This window comes from Paenibacillus donghaensis (assembly GCF_002192415.1).
In the GTDB taxonomy this organism is placed as follows: Bacteria; Bacillota; Bacilli; order Paenibacillales; family Paenibacillaceae; genus Paenibacillus_AQ; species Paenibacillus_AQ donghaensis.
In genome coordinates, this window is sequence record NZ_CP021780.1 from 6,609,201 (window position 1) to 6,626,371 (window position 17,171).

The following is a 17,171-nucleotide window of genomic DNA, read 5'->3' on the forward strand; positions in this document are numbered from 1 at the left end:
ACAGACTATCCGAAAGGATTGGGAGACATGTGGTTATCCAACGCGGAGCTAGCTGGAACCTTGCTGTTTGCGCTGATTCTGGCAGGACTATCCTTCCTGATTATTCGCAGCATGCCGAAGATGGGCCTTAATATTACCGCATTCCGCAAACGGACGCTGGTCTGGACCCAGGTGGCCCTGGTGCTGACCGTACTACAGCTTAATTTCAAGGCCGGCGATTGGCGGTTTGCGATTATTCTGGGGATGATTGTCCTGTTTACAGGCAGTATCTGGCTGTCCGCCCGCCGCTATGATCAGCTTCTGCCCACAGCACCGGACGCCGAAGGCGCCCCATCCGAGCAATAAACGTTCGCACAAGCGGATACCGTCCCTCAGGGGACAGTATCCGCTTGTGTTTATTTAAGGAGGTTGCTCAGGCATACTTTTGACTCCGGCATCCATACTAGGGATATTCAAATTTTGATAATGGAGGGATGCTGTGTGGACAAGAAACTGAATCTGCTGATGTTCAGCGGGGAATATGACAAGGCCATGGCCGGACTGATTCTGGCGAATGCAGCCAGGGACATCGATCTGGAGGTCACGATGTTCTTCTCCTTCTGGGGGCTGTTTCTGGTGCGTGACCCGGAAACCATGACGCTGGAGGACAAAACAATCTATGAGAAGCTGATGGATGTGATCACCCCGAAAGGTCCGCAGCAGTTGCCCCTGTCGCACCTAAATTTCAGCGGGCTGGGGCGGATGATGCTGGAGGAGATGATGGAGGAGCAAGGCGCGCCGAAGCTGATCCACTTCCTAAAAGGCGCCCGCAAAAAAAACATCAAATTCTACGCCTGCAAGCTGTCGGTGGAGATTATGGGCTTCAAGCCAGAGGAGCTGCTGCCGGAGGTGGAGATCATCGATGCTGCCGCTTATCTGAAGGATGCGCTGGAAAGCGACATCCAGCTGTTTATTTAGCTTCGGAGGCACCCCTCCGAGGGTGGGCTTTAACCTATTCCCTGCAGCGGCATATACTGAGCCATAGAAACTACTGGCACACCGCCAGCCCGAAGCCGCTTGCTCTCCCCCCGGCGCTTCAGGTTATGCAGGCGCTGTTCCGGCTGGAGGGATTATCCGTGCTGAGTACTATTCCCGCCTCTGCCGCCGAAGCTCCCGCTTCGCTGCAGGAGCACTTCGCTTACTTCCGAGAACACACCGTTGGTATAGGTCATCAAATCTCCACACCCTATGGCAGGCAGCCCTTGCTCTACGCAGACTGGACAGCAAGCGGAAGGCTCTATGAGCCGATTGAGCGCCGGCTGCTGGAGCTGTTCGGCCCTTATGTCAGCAATCCGCATACCGAATCCAATACAACAGGCCTTACCATGACCCTGGCCTATGAAGAGGCGCGGTCCATCATCAAACAGCATGTCCATGCCGGTCCACAGGATGCACTGATCTTCTGCGGCAACGGGACGACCGGAGCCGTGAACAAGCTGCAGCGTCTGCTGGGGCTGAAGCTGCCGGAATGGCTGAAGGAATGGCAGCCCCCCGCCGGGGAACGGCCGGTCATCTTCATCAGCCATATGGAGCATCACTCCAACCTGCTGCCCTGGCAGGAGGGGATCGGCGATGTGGTGACCGTTCCACCCGCAGCGGACGGCAATACCGATCCGGTGCAGCTGGAGGCGCTGCTGGTGGCGTACCGCCACCGCCGCTTCAAGATCGGCTCGTTCACGGCCTGCTCCAACGTGACCGGCATTCAGACCCCGTACGGGCGGCTTGCCGCTCTGATGCACCTACATGGCGGGGTTTGTTTTGTCGATTTCGCCGCCAGTGCGCCTTACGCGCCCATTGATATGCACCCGGCTTCGCCACTGGAGAAGCTGGACGCGATCTTCTTCTCGCCGCATAAGTTTCTTGGCGGGCCGGGCACGAACGGTGTCCTGGTGTTCGACACCGCCCTGAGCCGGTGCCGCCTGCCGGATGAGCCGGGCGGCGGCACCGTAGTCTGGGTGAATCCTTGGGGCGAACGCCGCTATATCCCTGACACGGAGGTCCGTGAGGACGGGGGCACGCCCGGCTTCCTGCAGGCCTTCCGCACCGCGCTCTGCATCCGCCTGAAGGACTCGATGAACGGACGCGGCCAGTATATGTCGCTGCGCGAGCAGCAGCTGTGCTCCCTGCTCATGGAAGGACTGCGCAGCATCCCTGGACTCACCCTGCTTGCAGGCAACCACAAGCAGCGTCACGGTATTGTCTCCTTCAACCTGCGGGACATCCATTACAACCTCGTCGTCCAGCTGTTGAATGACCGTTTCGGCATCCAGTCGCGCGGCGGCTGCTCCTGCGCCGGCCCTTACGGGCATTTCCTGCTCGGGCTGGGGCCAGCGCTCTCCGCACAATTCATCGATGCGATCGATGCCGGCGACCAGTCGCTGAAGCCGGGCTGGGTCCGCCTCTCCTTGCATCCCATCATGACTGAAGCAGAGGTCAAGCGGATGATCGACGCGGTCCAGGGCATCACACAGCACATCAAAGAGTGGCAGCAGGACTACCGCTACCACTCGGCTACCAACAGCTGGGTTCACCTGCACCATGCATCTCCAAGCCCGGCAGAGGTGCGTGAGCTTTTTACAATGTGAGGATGTGACGATTAAGGCGATGCGAGAACTGTGAACCACAGACTTCGCTCCGTGCAGCTTCAGGACATTTCCTTACTTCTGCCCTGTCCCTATTCTGGCAAACCGCGCTTCAATCGCCTTCACGCCCCATAAGGAAAGACCGATAAACAGCAGCACATAGATGATCTCCCACGGCTGCCGGAGGAAGCGCTCCAGATCGTTGCCGATATAAGTCACTGCGAACACCATAATTGCCTTGCCCGCGCAAAGCGCCAGCAGATAGGAACGCAGCCTCATCCCGGCCAGTCCGGCCGCCATATTGATCACCACAAACGGACCGACCGGAAACAGGCTAAGCAGAAAAACATAGCTGAATCCGCTCTGGCGCACCCACCTCATCCCCCTCTCGACCTTGGGCCGCTCCGCCCATTTCGCCAGCAGCCGGTGGGAGGCCACCTTGCGGATGATCAGAAACGCCGTCAGGCAGCCGGCCACCAGGCCAATCCAGGAATAGAGGAACCCCAGCCATAAACCATATACGGCCCCATTCAAGCCAACAATTGCAATCGTCGGCAGCGGTGGGACAAAGGACTTCATAAATGTCAGCCCAACCCCAGGAAGGGGGCCGAGCGAACGGTATTGCTCCAGCAGCTGCCGCAGATTGTCCTCGGTCAGCCATGAGATTGTATTTAACAGAAACATTGCTTGCCGCTCCTCATCCCGGTTATAATTCTTAATACCTGAGACTCAAGTATACAATACTTTCCCGGCTGTCATTACTATGGCCTGAAGGATTTTCGCCGGTGATGGACTGCCGCACAGGGCGGGGTAAATATAATTATCTCCGGTTAAGCAGGGAGACCAATAAGAGAAGAGGAGCTGGCCATGATGGAATCCTTTCGAACGGACAAGCAGCAGGAACACGTCGTGACCTTATGGCTACACGATGACGGCATGCTGCCGAACAATGCGCAGCTACCCGTGCTAATCTATCCAGGTGCACTGGCTGAAGCCCCGCAGGAAATAGAAGCCCGGTTCAACCGCAACGGCTGGGGCAACAGCTGGCAGAACGGGGTCTTCAACTATCATCATTATCACAGCAATTGCCATGAGGTGCTTGGAGTGATCCGCGGCTCGGCAGCCCTGCAGTTGGGTGGCGATTCGGGAGAAACCTTACATGTTGGTGCAGGTGATGTACTGGTGCTTCCAGCCGGGACCGCACACAAGCGGCTTCACAGCAGCGCTGATTTCTCGGTGGCTGGTGCCTATCCCGCCGGTATGGACTATAACCTGCGCAGGGATAACGCCGCTGACCGGGTGGAGGCGCTGAAGGAAATTCCCGGCGTTCCGTTGCCTGCAACTGATCCTGTGTACGGCGGGGATGGACCGTTGCGGGCCCATTGGCAGGCAGCTAATTCCAGAGGAGAGGGCTAGGGTTTGCCCGTAGGCTCCCACTACTCCGCAGAGCAGACAAGCGCTGCGTTTCAGCGCCTCTTGGACTATAATATAGGACATGATAAAGGAGGCGCTGACTATGCTAATTCAATCGGATGTAATGGACATACGCAGAACTGCCGTGGAGGACTTGGATTTCGTACTGGAGGTGGAGCAGGATGAGCTTAACCGTCATTATGTGGCCCAGTGGAGCCGCGGGCAGCATAAGGCATCGCTTACAGATGGGGATTTCCTGCATCTGACAATGCTGGAGAAGACGGGCGAACGTCTGGGTTATGTGCTGATCAGCGGACTTCAGGACCGCAACCTCGCCGTCTGTCTAAGAAGAATTGTTATTCAGACCAAAGGACAGGGCTACGGTACCGCCCTGCTGCCGCTTCTTACGGAATGGATCTTCACACAGACCGAGGCCCACCGGCTATGGCTTGATGTTGTTATACATAATCACAGGGCACAGCATGTGTATCAAATGGCCGGTTTTACGCTGGAGGGAACCTTGCGTGAATGCCTGAAAATGGGCGAGACCTATGAGACGATGCAGATTATGTCTCTGCTGCGGCATGAGTATGAAAGCTAGTGGTCAATAAGTTCTAAACCATGATTTAGTTGCACATTCGGTTACTATTTAGGTCTCAGCGAAGATTTAGAATATTACTCCGGAACTTTCAACGCAAATAGATGCAGAAGTGCAACTAATTACAGCCGAAACCTCTATCAGGAGGTGATTAAGTGCGATACTGCAACTAATTTCGAGAAAATCAAGTCTTCTACGCTCAAACTCTGGAATTAAGTGCCTATTTGCAACTATTTGCTCCAAAACGTAAAAAATCAGCTAATTAGATGCACTTTTGCAGCTAATTCAATGGCTCGGATTTAACGGACCACTACGAAGTTAAATATTCTATATTCTCATCATACGGATGCCTAAGCAGTAACCACTTTCCCAGCTATCTGCACCAGCATCATAATACGGCAGTGGATTGCACATCCGCCGCACGGCCCGACAGCAGCACAGTGGTTACATACTTCCGACCATCCGCCGTCAGCAGCAGCAGCTCCACGGCAGCAGGTGCCGGCTCGCTTCTGGCGAAGGTGATGTGCGCCCCGTCCAGATCCTCCAGGATACCGGCGACCCGGTATCCCTTGAACAGCAGCTCATCCACCTCCTGCCGCTCCTTGGCAAACTCCTCATAAGCCGACATTAGCTCACCCCTCCACTGATTTCCTTACGCGCCGGAAGCGGGGACGCTTCTGCTGCGAACCGTTTGCGGTGCAGATACTGCCCGGCCCCTGCGGAACCTACAAATGCCCGGTCACGAATGACGAACTCGCCGCGGCTCAGTACGGAAACCGGCTCACCGGTAATCTCCATCCCCTCGAACGCATTATAATCCACCTTCATATGGTGGGTTGCAGCCGACAAGGTCCGTGTAACCGCCGGATCAAAAATCACAATATCCGCATCACTGCCCACGGCAAGTGTGCCTTTCTGCGGAAACAGCCCAAACAGCTTGGCGCTGGAGGTGGATATGATATCAACGAATTTGTTCAGCGATATCCGGCCCTTCTGGACCCCCTCCGAGTACAGGATGCTGAAGCGGTCCTCAATTGTTGGCCCGCCGTTGGGAATTTTGGAGAAATCACCGCGTCCCAGCTCCTTCTGCCCCTTGAAATCAAAGGAGCATTGATCCGAGCCGATGGTCTGCAGAGAGCCGTTCCACAGCGCATCCCACAGCACATCCTGGTTCCACTGCTCGCGCAGTGGAGGCGACCAGACATATTTGGCCCCCTCGAAATCCGGCTTCGCCAGTGCCTCTACATCCAGCACCAAATACTGCGGGCAGGTCTCGCCGTAGACCCGCAGCCCTTTTTTGCGCGCTTCGGCAATCTTCCAGGCGGCTTCCGCACAGGTCACGTGGACTACGTACAGCTGTGAATCCGTCAGCTCTGTCAAGTATGCAGCCCGGCCTGTAGCCTCACCCTCCAGCTCCGGCGGACGGGTCAAGGCATGATAGATCGGATCGGTATTCCCGGCGGCCAGCGCCTGCTCTACCAGGTATTCAATGACATCGCCGTTCTCGGCGTGGACCATTACCAGCGCGCCTTCTTGTTTGGCCGTCTGCAAGGTTTTGTACAAGGTGCCGTCATCAGCCTGGAAGGTATTCTTGTAAGCCATGAACACCTTCAGGGAGGTGATGCCTTCATCCTCAATGATCTGGGGCAGCTCGCCCAGCACCCTGTCGCTGAGCTCCGACACCATCAGGTGGAAGCTGTAATCGATCACCGCCTTATCCTGCGACTTCGCATGCCAGGTGTCCACGGCCTGCTGCAGCGGCTGGCCTTTGGTGGTTAGACAGAAATCGATGACTGTGGTTGTTCCGCCATAGGCGGCCGCTATCGTCCCGCTCTCGAAATCATCGGCGGTCACCGTTCCTCCGAACGGCATATCCAGATGGGTATGCGGATCAATGCCGCCCGGGAATACATAACAGCCGGACGCATCAATCACTTCCGCATCCTGTGCGTCAATCTGCAGCCCAATCTGCGCAATTACGCCACTCTCAATCAGCATATCTCCTGTATACGTATCCGCTGCGGTAACAATGATTCCGTTCTTGATCAGCTTCTTCATCCTTACATCACCTCTGCTTCAGAATAAGTGCCGTTCAGTGATTGAATGACCTTCTGCCGCTCATTCCAGGTCAGGGGAGCCGCCCCGTTCTCCAGCGGAATCATATCAATGGCGCCATCGGCCGGACAAACAATGGAACACAGGTTGCAGCCTACACAGTCTTCTTCGCGGACCTGAAGTACCGCCTTGCCTTCGGCATTGGTCAGCATATCGATACATTGATGCGAGGCATCCTCGCAGGCAATATGGCATTTATTGCAGTTGATGCAGTTCTCTTCGTTGATTCGGGCGACAACCTGATAATTGAGGTCCAGATCCCCCCAGTTAGAATACCGCGAGACCGATTTACCAATCAGCTCGGTGACTGAGGCCAGCCCCTTGTCATCCAGGTAGTTGTTCAGCCCGTCGATCATCTCCTCTACAATCCGGAAGCCATGATGCATCACGGCGGTGCAGACCTGAATGCCGGTAGCGCCCATCAGCATAAACTCAACCACGTCCTGCCAGGTGGAGATCCCGCCGATTCCCGAGATCGGCACCGTCACCGCACGGTCGCGGGCACATTCCGCCACCATGCTCAGCGCAATAGGCTTAACGGCCGGTCCGCAATAGCCACCATGCGCGCCTTGTCCGCCGACATGCGGGATCGTATTCCAGCTATGGATGTCTACTCCGGCCAGGCTGTTGATTGTGTTGATCATACTGATTGCATCCGCTCCACCCTTGACCGCATGACGGGCAACCACTGTGATATCGGTGATGTTCGGTGTCAGCTTCACAATGACCGGCGTGGTCGCCACCTCCTTCACCCAAGCAGTCTGAGCCTGCACCAGATCAGGCTGCTGGCCGGAAGCCGCCCCCATCCCCCGCTCCGCCATACCGTGCGGACAGCCAAAGTTCAATTCCAGCCCGTCTACACCGACGGCCTCCACGCGTTTGACAATTTCATGCCATTTCGCCTGTGAAGGCTCCACCATCAGGGAAGCGATAATGGCGTGATTGGGGAACCTCTTCTTGGTTTCATAGATTTCCTTCAGGTTCACCTCCAGCGGACGGTCCGTGATCAACTCAATATTGTTGAACCCGGCTACCCGCTGTCCGTTGAAATGCACCGCCGCAAACCGTGAAGAGGTATTGATAATCGGATCGCCGAGTGTCTTCCACACCGCGCCTCCCCAGCCGGCCTCAAAAGCCCGCTGCACCTGATAGCCTGTGTTGGTAGGCGGGGCCGAAGCCAGCCAGAATGGATTGGGGGACTTGATTCCTGCCAGGTCAATACTCAAATCTGCCATATGATTCCCTCCCTGATATTGGTTTGCTTCCCCGGTGGACTAGACTGCCGAGCCGATGATACGGCCGCGCTGCTCCAGGAATTGCTTCGCAATGGCATGAGCCGCGGCTTTGCCTTGCTGGGCAGCGGATACGACCATCGCTTCGCCTGCACCAGAGCCAAATACGATATCACCGGCAGCATAAATTTGTGGATCAGACGTTCTGCAGGTCTGCTCATCCATCTGCACAATGCCACGCACATGCTCAAGGCCAAAGGCCTCAATGAGATCGATCCGCCGCTTCTGGCCGATAGCCACCACCACCGCATCGACGGGCATAATGAACTCGGAGCCTTCCACCGGCATAGGGGCAAGCCGTCCGTCCGCACCAGTCTCGCCAGTCAGCTTCATCTGCACACATTCAAGGCCTATGACGTTGCCCAGCTCATCGCCGACAATCCGCTTCGGCAACGTCAGCCAGCTAAACTCCACGCCCTCCTGCTTGGCGAATTCATATTCGAAATCATAAGCCGTCATCTCGCTGCGCGTCCGGCGGTAGACCATCTTCACGTTGGCTGCGCCAAGCCGTACCGAGCAGGTAGCGGCATCAATCGCCGTATTTCCTGCTCCGATCACCGCGACCCTGCTGCCCATCAGCTCCAGCGTAGGAACAGCTGTCTTGGTTGTCTCCACCAACTCGATTGCATCGTATACACCAGAGAGCTTCTCGCCCTCGATGCCCAGCGGGGGCACATAACCCATGCCTGCGGCCAGCACGATAGCCTCATATTCGGCCTTCAGCTCCTCTACCGAGACATCCACGCCCACCTTCACTCCCGTGCGGATCTCCACGCCCAGCTTCTCCACCTGCTCCACTTCCCAGAGCGATACCGACTGCGGCAGCCGAAACGAAACAATCCCATGCGTATCCAGACCGCCGGCCAGCTCTTTGGCCTCATAGATCACGGCCTGGAAGCCTTCGCGCGCCAGCTCCCTTGCCGCCGATAGTCCAGCCGGACCGCCGCCGACAATGGCTACCTTCATGCCATTGCTCTCTCCCGCTGTGAACAAGGTGACGCCGCTCTTCATCGCCCAATCCGTGGCATAACGCTGCAGTAGGCCAATCTGGATCGGAGCTGAAGCCTCATTCAGCACGCAGGCCCCTTCGCACAGCTCCTCTGTGGGGCAGACACGCGCACAGCTGGCCCCTACCGGGTTCGAGTCCATGATGGTATGCGCGGAGCCCTTCAGGTTGTCGGTAGCAATTCTTTTAATGAAGGAAGGAATATTAATACTGGTAGGACAAGCTTTGATGCAGGGAGCGTCATAGCAATACAGGCAGCGGTTGGACTCTTCCATCGCCCCTTGGCGGGATAACCCCGGCTCAGCCTCGGCGAAATTGCGCATGAACATATCTGGTGTAAACAGGCTTGTCGGTGAGGGTTGATTCATTAATGATTCCTCCTTCTGAGCAATTGGAGTACATTTATGTTATATAATATAACACTATTCTAAGAAACGTCTTATTATTTTACTTACTTTTGCGGTCGGTTGTAGTAAAATAGGCAATAATTCAAGAAATTCCACTACCTTCTCCCTGCATAAGTCATATATTCTGACATATCATATTCACACTATAGCTATTTCGAATTTTCGTTACATTAGACACTTTGTCTAATATGCAAACCGGATTTTTTACGTGTGAGAATGGAACCGGGAAACCGCGGGAGCCAGAATGCCGGCAGCATGCCGAGCAAGCGAGGGGGACAGCTATGGATTGGGAACTCGTATTTACGATTCGGGATGCACTCAAACGGCCGTTATTTGCAGAATCGGAAGTCGTCGGCGGCAGAAATGGCATGAACCGGGCCATCCGCTGGGTACATGTGCTGGAGAGCGCCAGCTTCGAAAGTCTGATCCACGGGGAAGAAATGATCCTGACCACCGGTATGGGCATAGGCATGGACCTGCCCTCCTCCCTGGCCTTTATGCAGAACCTGATCGACAAGAACGCCGCCTGCCTCTGCATCGAGCTGGGCACCTACTTCAATGCCGTCCCACAGGAGATGGTGCAGCTGGCGAACAGCCACAACTTCCCGCTGATTATTTTTCCACGCACCGTGCGGTTTGTGGATATTACCCTTGATCTGCATTCCCTCATCATCAACCGCCACCACCGGATGCTGCAGGAGCTGGAGAGCATCTCCCGTGAATTCCACCGGCTGACCTTAACCTCACAAGGCACACTGAAAGTGCTGCAGCTCTTATGCAAAAGCACCCGCACGCAAATTGTCTACATGCAGCTGCAAGGCAAACCCTTATTCTTCCCGGCGCTCTCTCCGGAAGAGCAGAGCCCGCTGCTCAGCTTCTTCACTTCCTACAGCGAGGAGATGGACGGCGTCCAGCCGGATGCCGCTCCCATCTTCAGGGAATACGGCTCCAGAACCATTGCCATGAAGCCTGTCGGAGCGCTTGATCAGACCTGGGCCTATATCCTAATGGTCTGCAACCACAAGCCACAGGAATTCGACTGCATGCTGCTCGACTCCGCTTCCCTCTCCATCGCCCAGGAGCTGCTCCGTACCCGGTATATGGAAGAACGCAAGCTGTTCTCCGAGAACCTGTGGGTGGAGGAGCTGATCAACGGGCGGATCGAAGATGACAACCGGCTTAAGAGTCTGATCGGCCCTGACTTCAACGCAGTCAATGAGCTGCCCTACCGCGTCTGTCTGATCGAAATCGAGAATCCGCGCGATGTGAAATGGAACAGCTCGGAGCATGAATGGGAATCAATCACCTTCCACCTGTCGCTGATTCTCCGCTCGATTTTTGAGAAATATTCACTGCGGCCGTTAATTACACTTAAGAACAATCGGCTCACCGTCATCGCCCTGGATATCCAATCCAAGCTGCCCGGGAAGCTGCGGCTGCAGCAGGCACTCGATTCATTGCAGCATATCCGTTCCGATGAGAAATTGAAGGACCTGCAGCTCGTGATCGGAGTCAGCAAGTCCCACAAAGGCCTGAAGCACGCCCATGCCGGCTATCAGGAAGCCGTACAGGCACTCTCACTCTATACTTGTTATCAGAAGTCACTGCTCTTCTATGAAGAGCTTGGCGTGTTCCAGCTGCTGCTGAGCCTGAACGACGGCAGCACGCTGCAGAATTTCATCCGCAGCTACCTCGGACCGCTGATCGACCATGACCAATCGAAGGGCAGCGAGCTGCTGCTCACCCTGCGCGTCTATCTGGATCATGACGGCTCCAAGCAGATTGCCGCCCGCAATCTGTTCATCGTGCGGCAATCACTCTACTACCGGCTGGACAAAATCACCGAGCTGCTGGGCGAAGACTTCATGCTGCCGGAGAACCGTATCTCCATCCAGGTAGCCTTGCGTGCCTACCAGTTCCTGTACCCGGAGAAATTCGCTATGCCCAGCTCCCGTTCAGCACAGCTGTGAAGGTATCCACGATAAACTGGATGTCTTCGTCCGTGGAGGATAGCGGAGGCGCGAACGTCAGCACATTATTGAAGCCTGCTACCGTGTCTCCATTCTTGCCAATGATCAGACCTTTGGATTTACATTCGGCGATAATGCCCTTGACGATATTCAGATCGGCAGGCTTCTTGGTAATCTTGTCTTCTACCAGTTCTATGCCAAGCACCAGCCCGAAGCTGCGGATATCACCCACAAGCTTATGTCCCAGCAAGCCGGAGAATTCACTATATAACCGTTTACCCAGCATATCGGCACGCTCGACGAGATTCTCCTGCTCCAGGATCTCCAAATTGCGCAGCGCCAGCGCGCAGGCCGCCGGATTGCCGCCGAAGGTGTTCACATGGCGCAGATACCCGTAGCCGTCGCTGTTATCCTTGAAGGCCTCATAAATATCCTTGCGGACTGCCGTGGCCGACAAGGGCAGATACGCGCTGGTCAATCCTTTGGCCATCGTTACAATGTCCGGCTTCACTCCGTAATTGTGATGCCCGAACTTCCGCCCGGAGCGGCCAAAGCCGCAGATCACCTCATCGATGATCAGCAGCACCCCGTGCCGGCTGCAGATCTCCTGCACCCGGTCCAGATAGAGCTGATGAGGCACTATAACACCGCCGCCGGTAATCACCGGCTCCATAATCACCGCCGCCACCGTCTCGGCACCTTCCCAGACGATAGTATCTTCAATGGCCTGTGCGCTCTGAAGATTAAATTCCTCCACCGATATGTCTGCCGGACGGCGGTAGCTGTCCGGCGGAGCCACATGCAGGAAGCCGCCGCCGAGCGGCTCATATTTATATTTGCGCTGCGCCTGGCCGGTTGCCGACAGCGCGCCCAGCGAGCTGCCATGGTACCCGCGGTAACGCGCAATGAACTTGTGCCGGTAATGCTGGCCGATCTGCTGCTGGTACTGGCGGGCCATTTTGAAAGCTACTTCGTTGGCCTCCGAGCCGCTGTTGGAGAAGAAGATCACATAGTCGCCTTCCAGCCATTCATTCAGCTTCTCGGCCAGCGCAATGGCCGGCAGATGGCTCTGTGTCAACGGGAAATACGGCAGGCTCAGCAGCTGATTGTAAGCCGCCTCGGCCAATTCCTTCCGTCCATAGCCCACATTCACGCACCACAGGCCGGACATGCCGTCCAGAAACTTGTCACCGTTGATATCTGTCACCCATGACCCGCTGGCCGAAGCGGCAATCATCGGCGGACTGCTCTCACTATAAGGTGTGATATTATGCCACAGATATTGCTGATCCTTCTTCAGAGCAAGCTCGCCTTCAGTCCCCAGATTAAGCACAGCATTCTCTCCTCTCGATTATCCGTCTCGCTAATAACGGGCTGTGATCATTTTTTTGCGGGTATAGAATTCAACACCATCGCGTCCATTGGCGTGCAGATCGCCATAGAACGACTTCTTGTAGCCCGAGAACGGGAAGAAAGCCATCGGGGCAGGCACCCCCAAATTCACACCCAGCATACCGGCATCAATCTCCTCACGGAACTCGCGGATCGCCTTCGCGCTGTCCGTATAGATACAGGCCCCGTTCGCGAACGGCGATTGATTCGTAACCTCAATGGCTTCAACCAGACTGCCCACCCGGATTACAGCCAGTACCGGCGCAAAAATCTCGTCATTCCACAGCGTCATTCCGGTCTTCACATGATCAAAGATCGTCGGCCCGAGGAAATAGCCTGCACCTGCTGCCGCGCCATCCTGCCTGCCATCCCTCACCAGCCGCGCATCCTCCCGCTCTCCGGTCTCGATATAGGCCAGGGTACGCTCCTTGTTGGACTGGCGGATCACCGGTCCGAGGAACACCCCGTCCTCCATCCCGTTGCCGATCTTCAGCTCATCCGCAGCGGCAACCAGCCGCTTCACCAGCTCATCTGCCACCGCCTCATGCACAACAACAACAGAACAAGCCATGCAGCGCTCACCCGCCGAACCAAAAGCAGCGGCTATGATATTCTTCACCGCAGCGTCAAGCTCGGCATCCGGCAGCACAATGGAATGGTTCTTGGCTCCGGCCAAGGCCTGCACCCGTTTCCCGTGCGAGGTTCCGGTTCTATAGACATATTCTGCCACCGGCTGTGAGCCTACGAACGACACCGCCTTCACTCGGCTATGCTCCAGCAGGCCATTGACCACATCATGTGCGCCGTGCACAATGTTCAGCACCCCCGGCGGGAAGCCGGCTTCGGCAAACAGCTCTGCCAGCCGGTTCATCAGCAGCGGTGTACGTTCCGAGGGCTTCAGCACGAAGGTATTGCCGCAGGCAATCGCCAGCGGGAACATCCAGCAGGGCACCATCATCGGGAAGTTGAACGGGGCGATGCCACCGATCACACCCAAGGGATAACGGTACATCCCGGATTCTATGCCTGTGGCGATATCCGGCAGCTGATTGCCCATCATCAGGCTGGGGATGCCTGCAGCGAACTCCACACATTCAATGCCGCGCTGCACCTCTCCCCTGGCTTCTTCCAGGTTCTTGCCGTTCTCCAAGGTAATCAGCTGTGCCAGCTCCTCCGCATGCTGTACCAGCAGCTGCTGGTACTGGAAGAAATAACGCCCGCGTCTTGGCACAGCCACCTTCTTCCATAGCGCAAAGGCCTGCCATGCCGCTTCTACCGCCACATCCAATTCTTCCCTCCCCGAGATGGGAACATAGGCGATCACTTCACCTGTTGCCGGATTAAAGACCTCCTCATCCCGTCCGGAGGAGGATTCCACCCAGACTCCATTGACGTAATTCTTCACCCTTCCGGTCTGCACCGCCAGCAAAGTCATGATCCTCGCTCCTCTCCGCACTCTCTTTGGTTGTCTTATTGCGCCGCCATCTCGACAATTTCATTCGTGTACGCTTCGTCTACCTTGGAGGCTTCCTTTATTACGCCAAACTGCAGGGCGATATCCGCTGTCTGCTGGAAAGCCGCGGCATCGGTATATCCCATCTTGGCACTGTCGAAGCCTTCCGGAAGAATCAGCTTGGAGACCTCTTCCATCATCTTCAGCTGATGCTCTGCCGTCGTGCTGCCGTCTTCAGCCAGCTTCATCACACTGTCCACCGCAGCCGACGGATCGGCAATCGCATCCTTCCAGCCCTTCAGGGAAGCGCGCACGAACTTCGCAGCCGTCTCCTTGTTGTCTGCCAGCCATTCCTTGTTGGCGAACAGATTATCCTCCAGCATAGCTACACCCTCGGCATTCATGTCAATAACATTCAAATCTTCAGCCTGGATGCCAGACTCCAGCACCACCTGATATTCGTTGTAGGTCATTGCCGATGCCACATCAATATCGCCGCCGAGGAATTGGTCCATCGTGAAGCCCTGCTTGGTGAAATTCAGATCCTTGTTGGAATCCAGCTTGTATTTATCAAACAGCGCCAGAATTTCGAACTCGTTGCCACCCATCCAGTTGCCGACTTTTTTGCCTTTCAGGTCGGCCGGGGCACTGATGCCGGATTCTTTCTTGGAGACGAGCACCAGCCCGCTCTTCTGGTAGATCTGGGCAATCTGCACCAGCGGCATTTCCTGCTCCTGGCTGGTCAGCAGGCTCGCCACCCAATCCACGCCAATCTCGGCTGAACCGCCTGCCACCTGCTGCTCCGGCACAATATCCGGGCCGCCGGGCAGAATCTCCACTTCCAGCCCTTCTTCCTTGTAATAGCCCTTATCCTGGGCCACGAAATAACCGGCAAATTGCGCCTGCGGCACCCATTTGAGCTGCAGCCTGACCTTAACCGCTTCTGCTGCAGGTTCAGTTGTTGCCGCTGCAGCCGGAGAAGCCGCGGCATCAGGGGCAGCCGTTGCCTCTGCCGCCGAATTTCCATTGTTGCCTCCGCAGCCTGCAATCAAGGAGATCACCATCATCATTACAGCCATTAGCAGCAGGCTACGAAACCGGTTTGTTTGCTTGTTCATCATAAAGAACTCCCCCTACTCTGGTATAAGTGTTCCTTGCAGACAGCTACCCTACATTGAAGTAACGGCACTTAGGCCCGCTCAGACGGGTGCCACTTGATGAACAGCTTCTCTAGGCGTTCAACCGCCAGGTAGAAGATTACACCGGCAATGGCAGCCAGCACGATGCAGGACCAGCCCAGCGGCATCTTGGCCACTTTGATCGAATTGGAGAGCAGGTAACCCAGCCCGCGTGAAGAGAAGAAGAATTCCCCGACAATCGCCCCGATCATACTGGCGGTAGCGTTAATCTTCAGCGCGGTAAAAACATAAGGCAGGCTGTTCTGGATCCGCAGATAGCGGAACACCGCCCGTTTGCTTGCTGCGTAGGAGTGCATCAGATCCAGCGCCAGCGGGTCAACAGCGGCCATACCCTTATAGGCATTGATTGCCATCGCCGCCATGGTCGTCGCCGTGACAATCGCCACCCGCGAGCCAATCCCGTCGCCGAACCATAGATTCATAATCGGGGCCAGCGCCACAATCGGCACTGCGTTAAGCGCAGCAACCAACGTCAAACTGCCACCACCCCAGCGGGGCCAGGCTGTGGCGCAGAGGGCGACCAGGAAGCCGCAGGCCGACCCGGCCAGCATACCCAGCACAGCTTCCGTCAAGGTGTAGCCGGTGTAGGAGAGCAGCAGGCTGAAATTGTCCCGCATTGCCTCCGCGATAGCCGATGGCAGCGGCAGCTGGTATTTCTTCAGATCAAACAGCTTGTGGAATACCTGCAGCTCCCAGAGGGCGAGAAACAGGACGCCTGCCAGCAGCGGCAGTAACAACCCGCTGCCGGACAGCTTCGGAACCCGCCGGTCCTGCCGGCCCGGAGCGGCCAGAGGTTTCCGCTTGACCCCGGGAGTCTGTCTATCGCCCGCTGCCGGGGCGGCACTTCCGTCTTGACTAGCCGAGGCCAGTTCGGCTGCAGAGTTGCTTGGCATTAGCGGCTGCCTCCTTTCGGGCGAAATTCCGGCTGCCAGGGCGCTGCCAGCCGCTCCGCCAGACTCATCAGCCCATAGCTGGCGATGCCAAGCAGCGCGCCGACAATCACCGTGGACCAGAACATATAGGTATGGGATGGACCATAGTAGAGATTGCGCAGCATAATGACTCCAATCCCGTGCTGCGCTCCCATCAGCTCCACCAGAATGGCGCCCGTCACCGCCAGCGGAGCGGCAATCTTAAGCCCGCTGAACAGGCCGGGCAGAGCTGCCGGGAAACGAAGCTTCCAGTAGACGGCCCAAGGCTTGGCGGCATAAGAATGCATTAATTCCAGCGCAGAGGGTTCGACACTGCGCAGACCGCGCAGCATATTAAGCGATACAGGGAAAAAGGTGATGTATCCGGCGATAATAATCCGTGAAATCTGTTCATCGCGTACAATGCCGTAAATGATCGGGGCCAGCCCCAGAATGGGAATCATCTGCGAGGCTATCGCATAGGGGAAGGCCAGCCGCTCTATGATGCGCGAGAGGCTCATCAACACCGCAAGCGCCACTCCTGATACAGCTCCGATCAGAAAACCCACTCCGGCATTGCCGAAGGTTGCCGCCCCTTCCTTGATCAGCGTGCCTCCATACTTCCAGAGGGTTGCCACAACCTCATGGACATAGGGCAGCTTGGATTGGGCCAGCGGCGTCTCCAGCACATGCAGCAGCAGCCAGGACGCCCCTTCCCAGACCAGCAGCAGGCCGAAGATCCATACAAACAGCGGGAGCAGCCGGCTGCGGGCAAACACATTTTCCGCCTTCAT

16 protein-coding genes are annotated in these 17,171 nt (G+C 56.4%); 6 read left to right on the forward strand and 10 right to left on the reverse strand.

Features of this window, described 5'->3' with window-relative positions; all coding sequences use genetic code 11:
* Positions 1-27: 27 nt before the first annotated feature.
* The 3 genes from B9T62_RS29910 (at position 28) to B9T62_RS29920 (ending at position 2,624) form a co-directional block, all read left to right on the forward strand.
* Entirely contained in the window at positions 28-345 is a 318-nt protein-coding gene (locus tag B9T62_RS29910; RefSeq protein ID WP_087918590.1) for a hypothetical protein, read from the forward strand.
* 135 nt (positions 346-480) lie between these two features.
* On the forward strand, positions 481-957 hold the full coding sequence (locus B9T62_RS29915; RefSeq protein WP_087918591.1) for a DsrE/DsrF/DrsH-like family protein: 477 nt from the start codon (positions 481-483) through the stop codon (positions 955-957).
* A 125-nt stretch (positions 958-1,082) separates the two neighbouring features.
* A complete protein-coding gene (locus tag B9T62_RS29920) occupies positions 1,083-2,624 on the forward strand; it encodes an aminotransferase class V-fold PLP-dependent enzyme (protein WP_087918592.1) in 1,542 nt (513 codons plus the stop codon).
* 72 nt (positions 2,625-2,696) lie between these two features.
* Here the strand turns inward: B9T62_RS29920 and B9T62_RS29925 are convergent, their stop codons facing one another.
* Positions 2,697-3,305 carry a TVP38/TMEM64 family protein gene (locus B9T62_RS29925; RefSeq protein WP_087918593.1) on the reverse strand — a complete coding sequence of 203 codons (609 nt, stop codon included), beginning with the start codon at positions 3,303-3,305 and terminating at the stop codon, positions 2,697-2,699.
* 183 nt (positions 3,306-3,488) lie between these two features.
* Here B9T62_RS29925 and B9T62_RS29930 point away from each other — a divergent pair, with 183 nt between their 5' ends.
* Positions 3,489-4,037: a cupin domain-containing protein gene (locus B9T62_RS29930; RefSeq protein WP_245864138.1), complete on the forward strand. Its 549-nt coding sequence runs from the start codon at positions 3,489-3,491 to the stop codon at positions 4,035-4,037.
* A 100-nt stretch (positions 4,038-4,137) separates the two neighbouring features.
* Positions 4,138-4,635: a GNAT family N-acetyltransferase gene (locus B9T62_RS29935; protein WP_087918594.1), complete on the forward strand. Its 498-nt coding sequence runs from the start codon at positions 4,138-4,140 to the stop codon at positions 4,633-4,635.
* A 385-nt stretch (positions 4,636-5,020) separates the two neighbouring features.
* On the opposite strand, the gene B9T62_RS29940 is transcribed toward B9T62_RS29935, so the two are convergent.
* The 4 genes from B9T62_RS29940 to B9T62_RS29955 are packed head-to-tail and all read right to left on the reverse strand — an operon-like array spanning position 5,021 to position 9,413.
* Positions 5,021-5,260, reverse strand: coding sequence for a hypothetical protein (locus tag B9T62_RS29940; protein WP_087918595.1), 240 nt, complete (start codon positions 5,258-5,260; stop codon positions 5,021-5,023).
* Complete coding sequence (hydA, locus tag B9T62_RS29945) at positions 5,260-6,690, reverse strand: dihydropyrimidinase (protein WP_087918596.1); 1,431 nt, start codon at positions 6,688-6,690, stop codon at positions 5,260-5,262. The genes B9T62_RS29940 and hydA overlap by 1 nt, the downstream gene beginning before the upstream one ends.
* Positions 6,691-6,692: 2 nt before the next feature.
* Positions 6,693-7,982, reverse strand: a complete 1,290-nt coding sequence (gene preA, locus B9T62_RS29950) for an NAD-dependent dihydropyrimidine dehydrogenase subunit PreA (protein ID WP_087918597.1) — start codon at positions 7,980-7,982, stop codon at positions 6,693-6,695.
* A gap of 39 nt (positions 7,983-8,021) precedes the next feature.
* Entirely contained in the window at positions 8,022-9,413 is a 1,392-nt protein-coding gene (locus B9T62_RS29955; RefSeq protein WP_087918598.1) for an NAD(P)-dependent oxidoreductase, read from the reverse strand.
* 320 nt (positions 9,414-9,733) lie between these two features.
* On the opposite strand from B9T62_RS29955, the gene B9T62_RS29960 reads away from it, so the two are divergent.
* A complete protein-coding gene (locus B9T62_RS29960) occupies positions 9,734-11,422 on the forward strand; it encodes a PucR family transcriptional regulator (protein ID WP_087918599.1) in 1,689 nt (562 codons plus the stop codon).
* On the opposite strand, the gene B9T62_RS29965 is transcribed toward B9T62_RS29960, so the two are convergent.
* The 5 genes from B9T62_RS29965 to B9T62_RS29985 all read right to left on the reverse strand — a co-directional run bounded on the left by B9T62_RS29965 (position 11,391) and on the right by B9T62_RS29985 (position 17,171).
* The gene (locus tag B9T62_RS29965; RefSeq protein ID WP_087918600.1) at positions 11,391-12,755 is read right to left on the reverse strand and encodes an aspartate aminotransferase family protein; all 1,365 of its coding nucleotides are present in this window, start codon (positions 12,753-12,755) and stop codon (positions 11,391-11,393) included. The two genes, B9T62_RS29960 and B9T62_RS29965, sit on opposite strands and share 32 nt — an antisense overlap.
* A 30-nt stretch (positions 12,756-12,785) precedes the next feature.
* Positions 12,786-14,249, reverse strand: coding sequence for a CoA-acylating methylmalonate-semialdehyde dehydrogenase (locus B9T62_RS29970; RefSeq protein ID WP_087918601.1), 1,464 nt, complete (start codon positions 14,247-14,249; stop codon positions 12,786-12,788).
* A gap of 35 nt (positions 14,250-14,284) precedes the next feature.
* Complete coding sequence (locus B9T62_RS29975; protein WP_245864139.1) at positions 14,285-15,388, reverse strand: ABC transporter substrate-binding protein; 1,104 nt, start codon at positions 15,386-15,388, stop codon at positions 14,285-14,287.
* 68 nt (positions 15,389-15,456) lie between these two features.
* Positions 15,457-16,359 (reverse strand): ABC transporter permease, encoded by a 903-nt coding sequence (locus B9T62_RS29980; RefSeq protein ID WP_087918602.1) that lies wholly within the window; start codon positions 16,357-16,359, stop codon positions 15,457-15,459.
* Positions 16,359-17,171 (reverse strand): ABC transporter permease, encoded by an 813-nt coding sequence (locus tag B9T62_RS29985; protein ID WP_087918603.1) that lies wholly within the window; start codon positions 17,169-17,171, stop codon positions 16,359-16,361. Before B9T62_RS29985 ends, B9T62_RS29980 begins: the two co-directional genes overlap by 1 nt.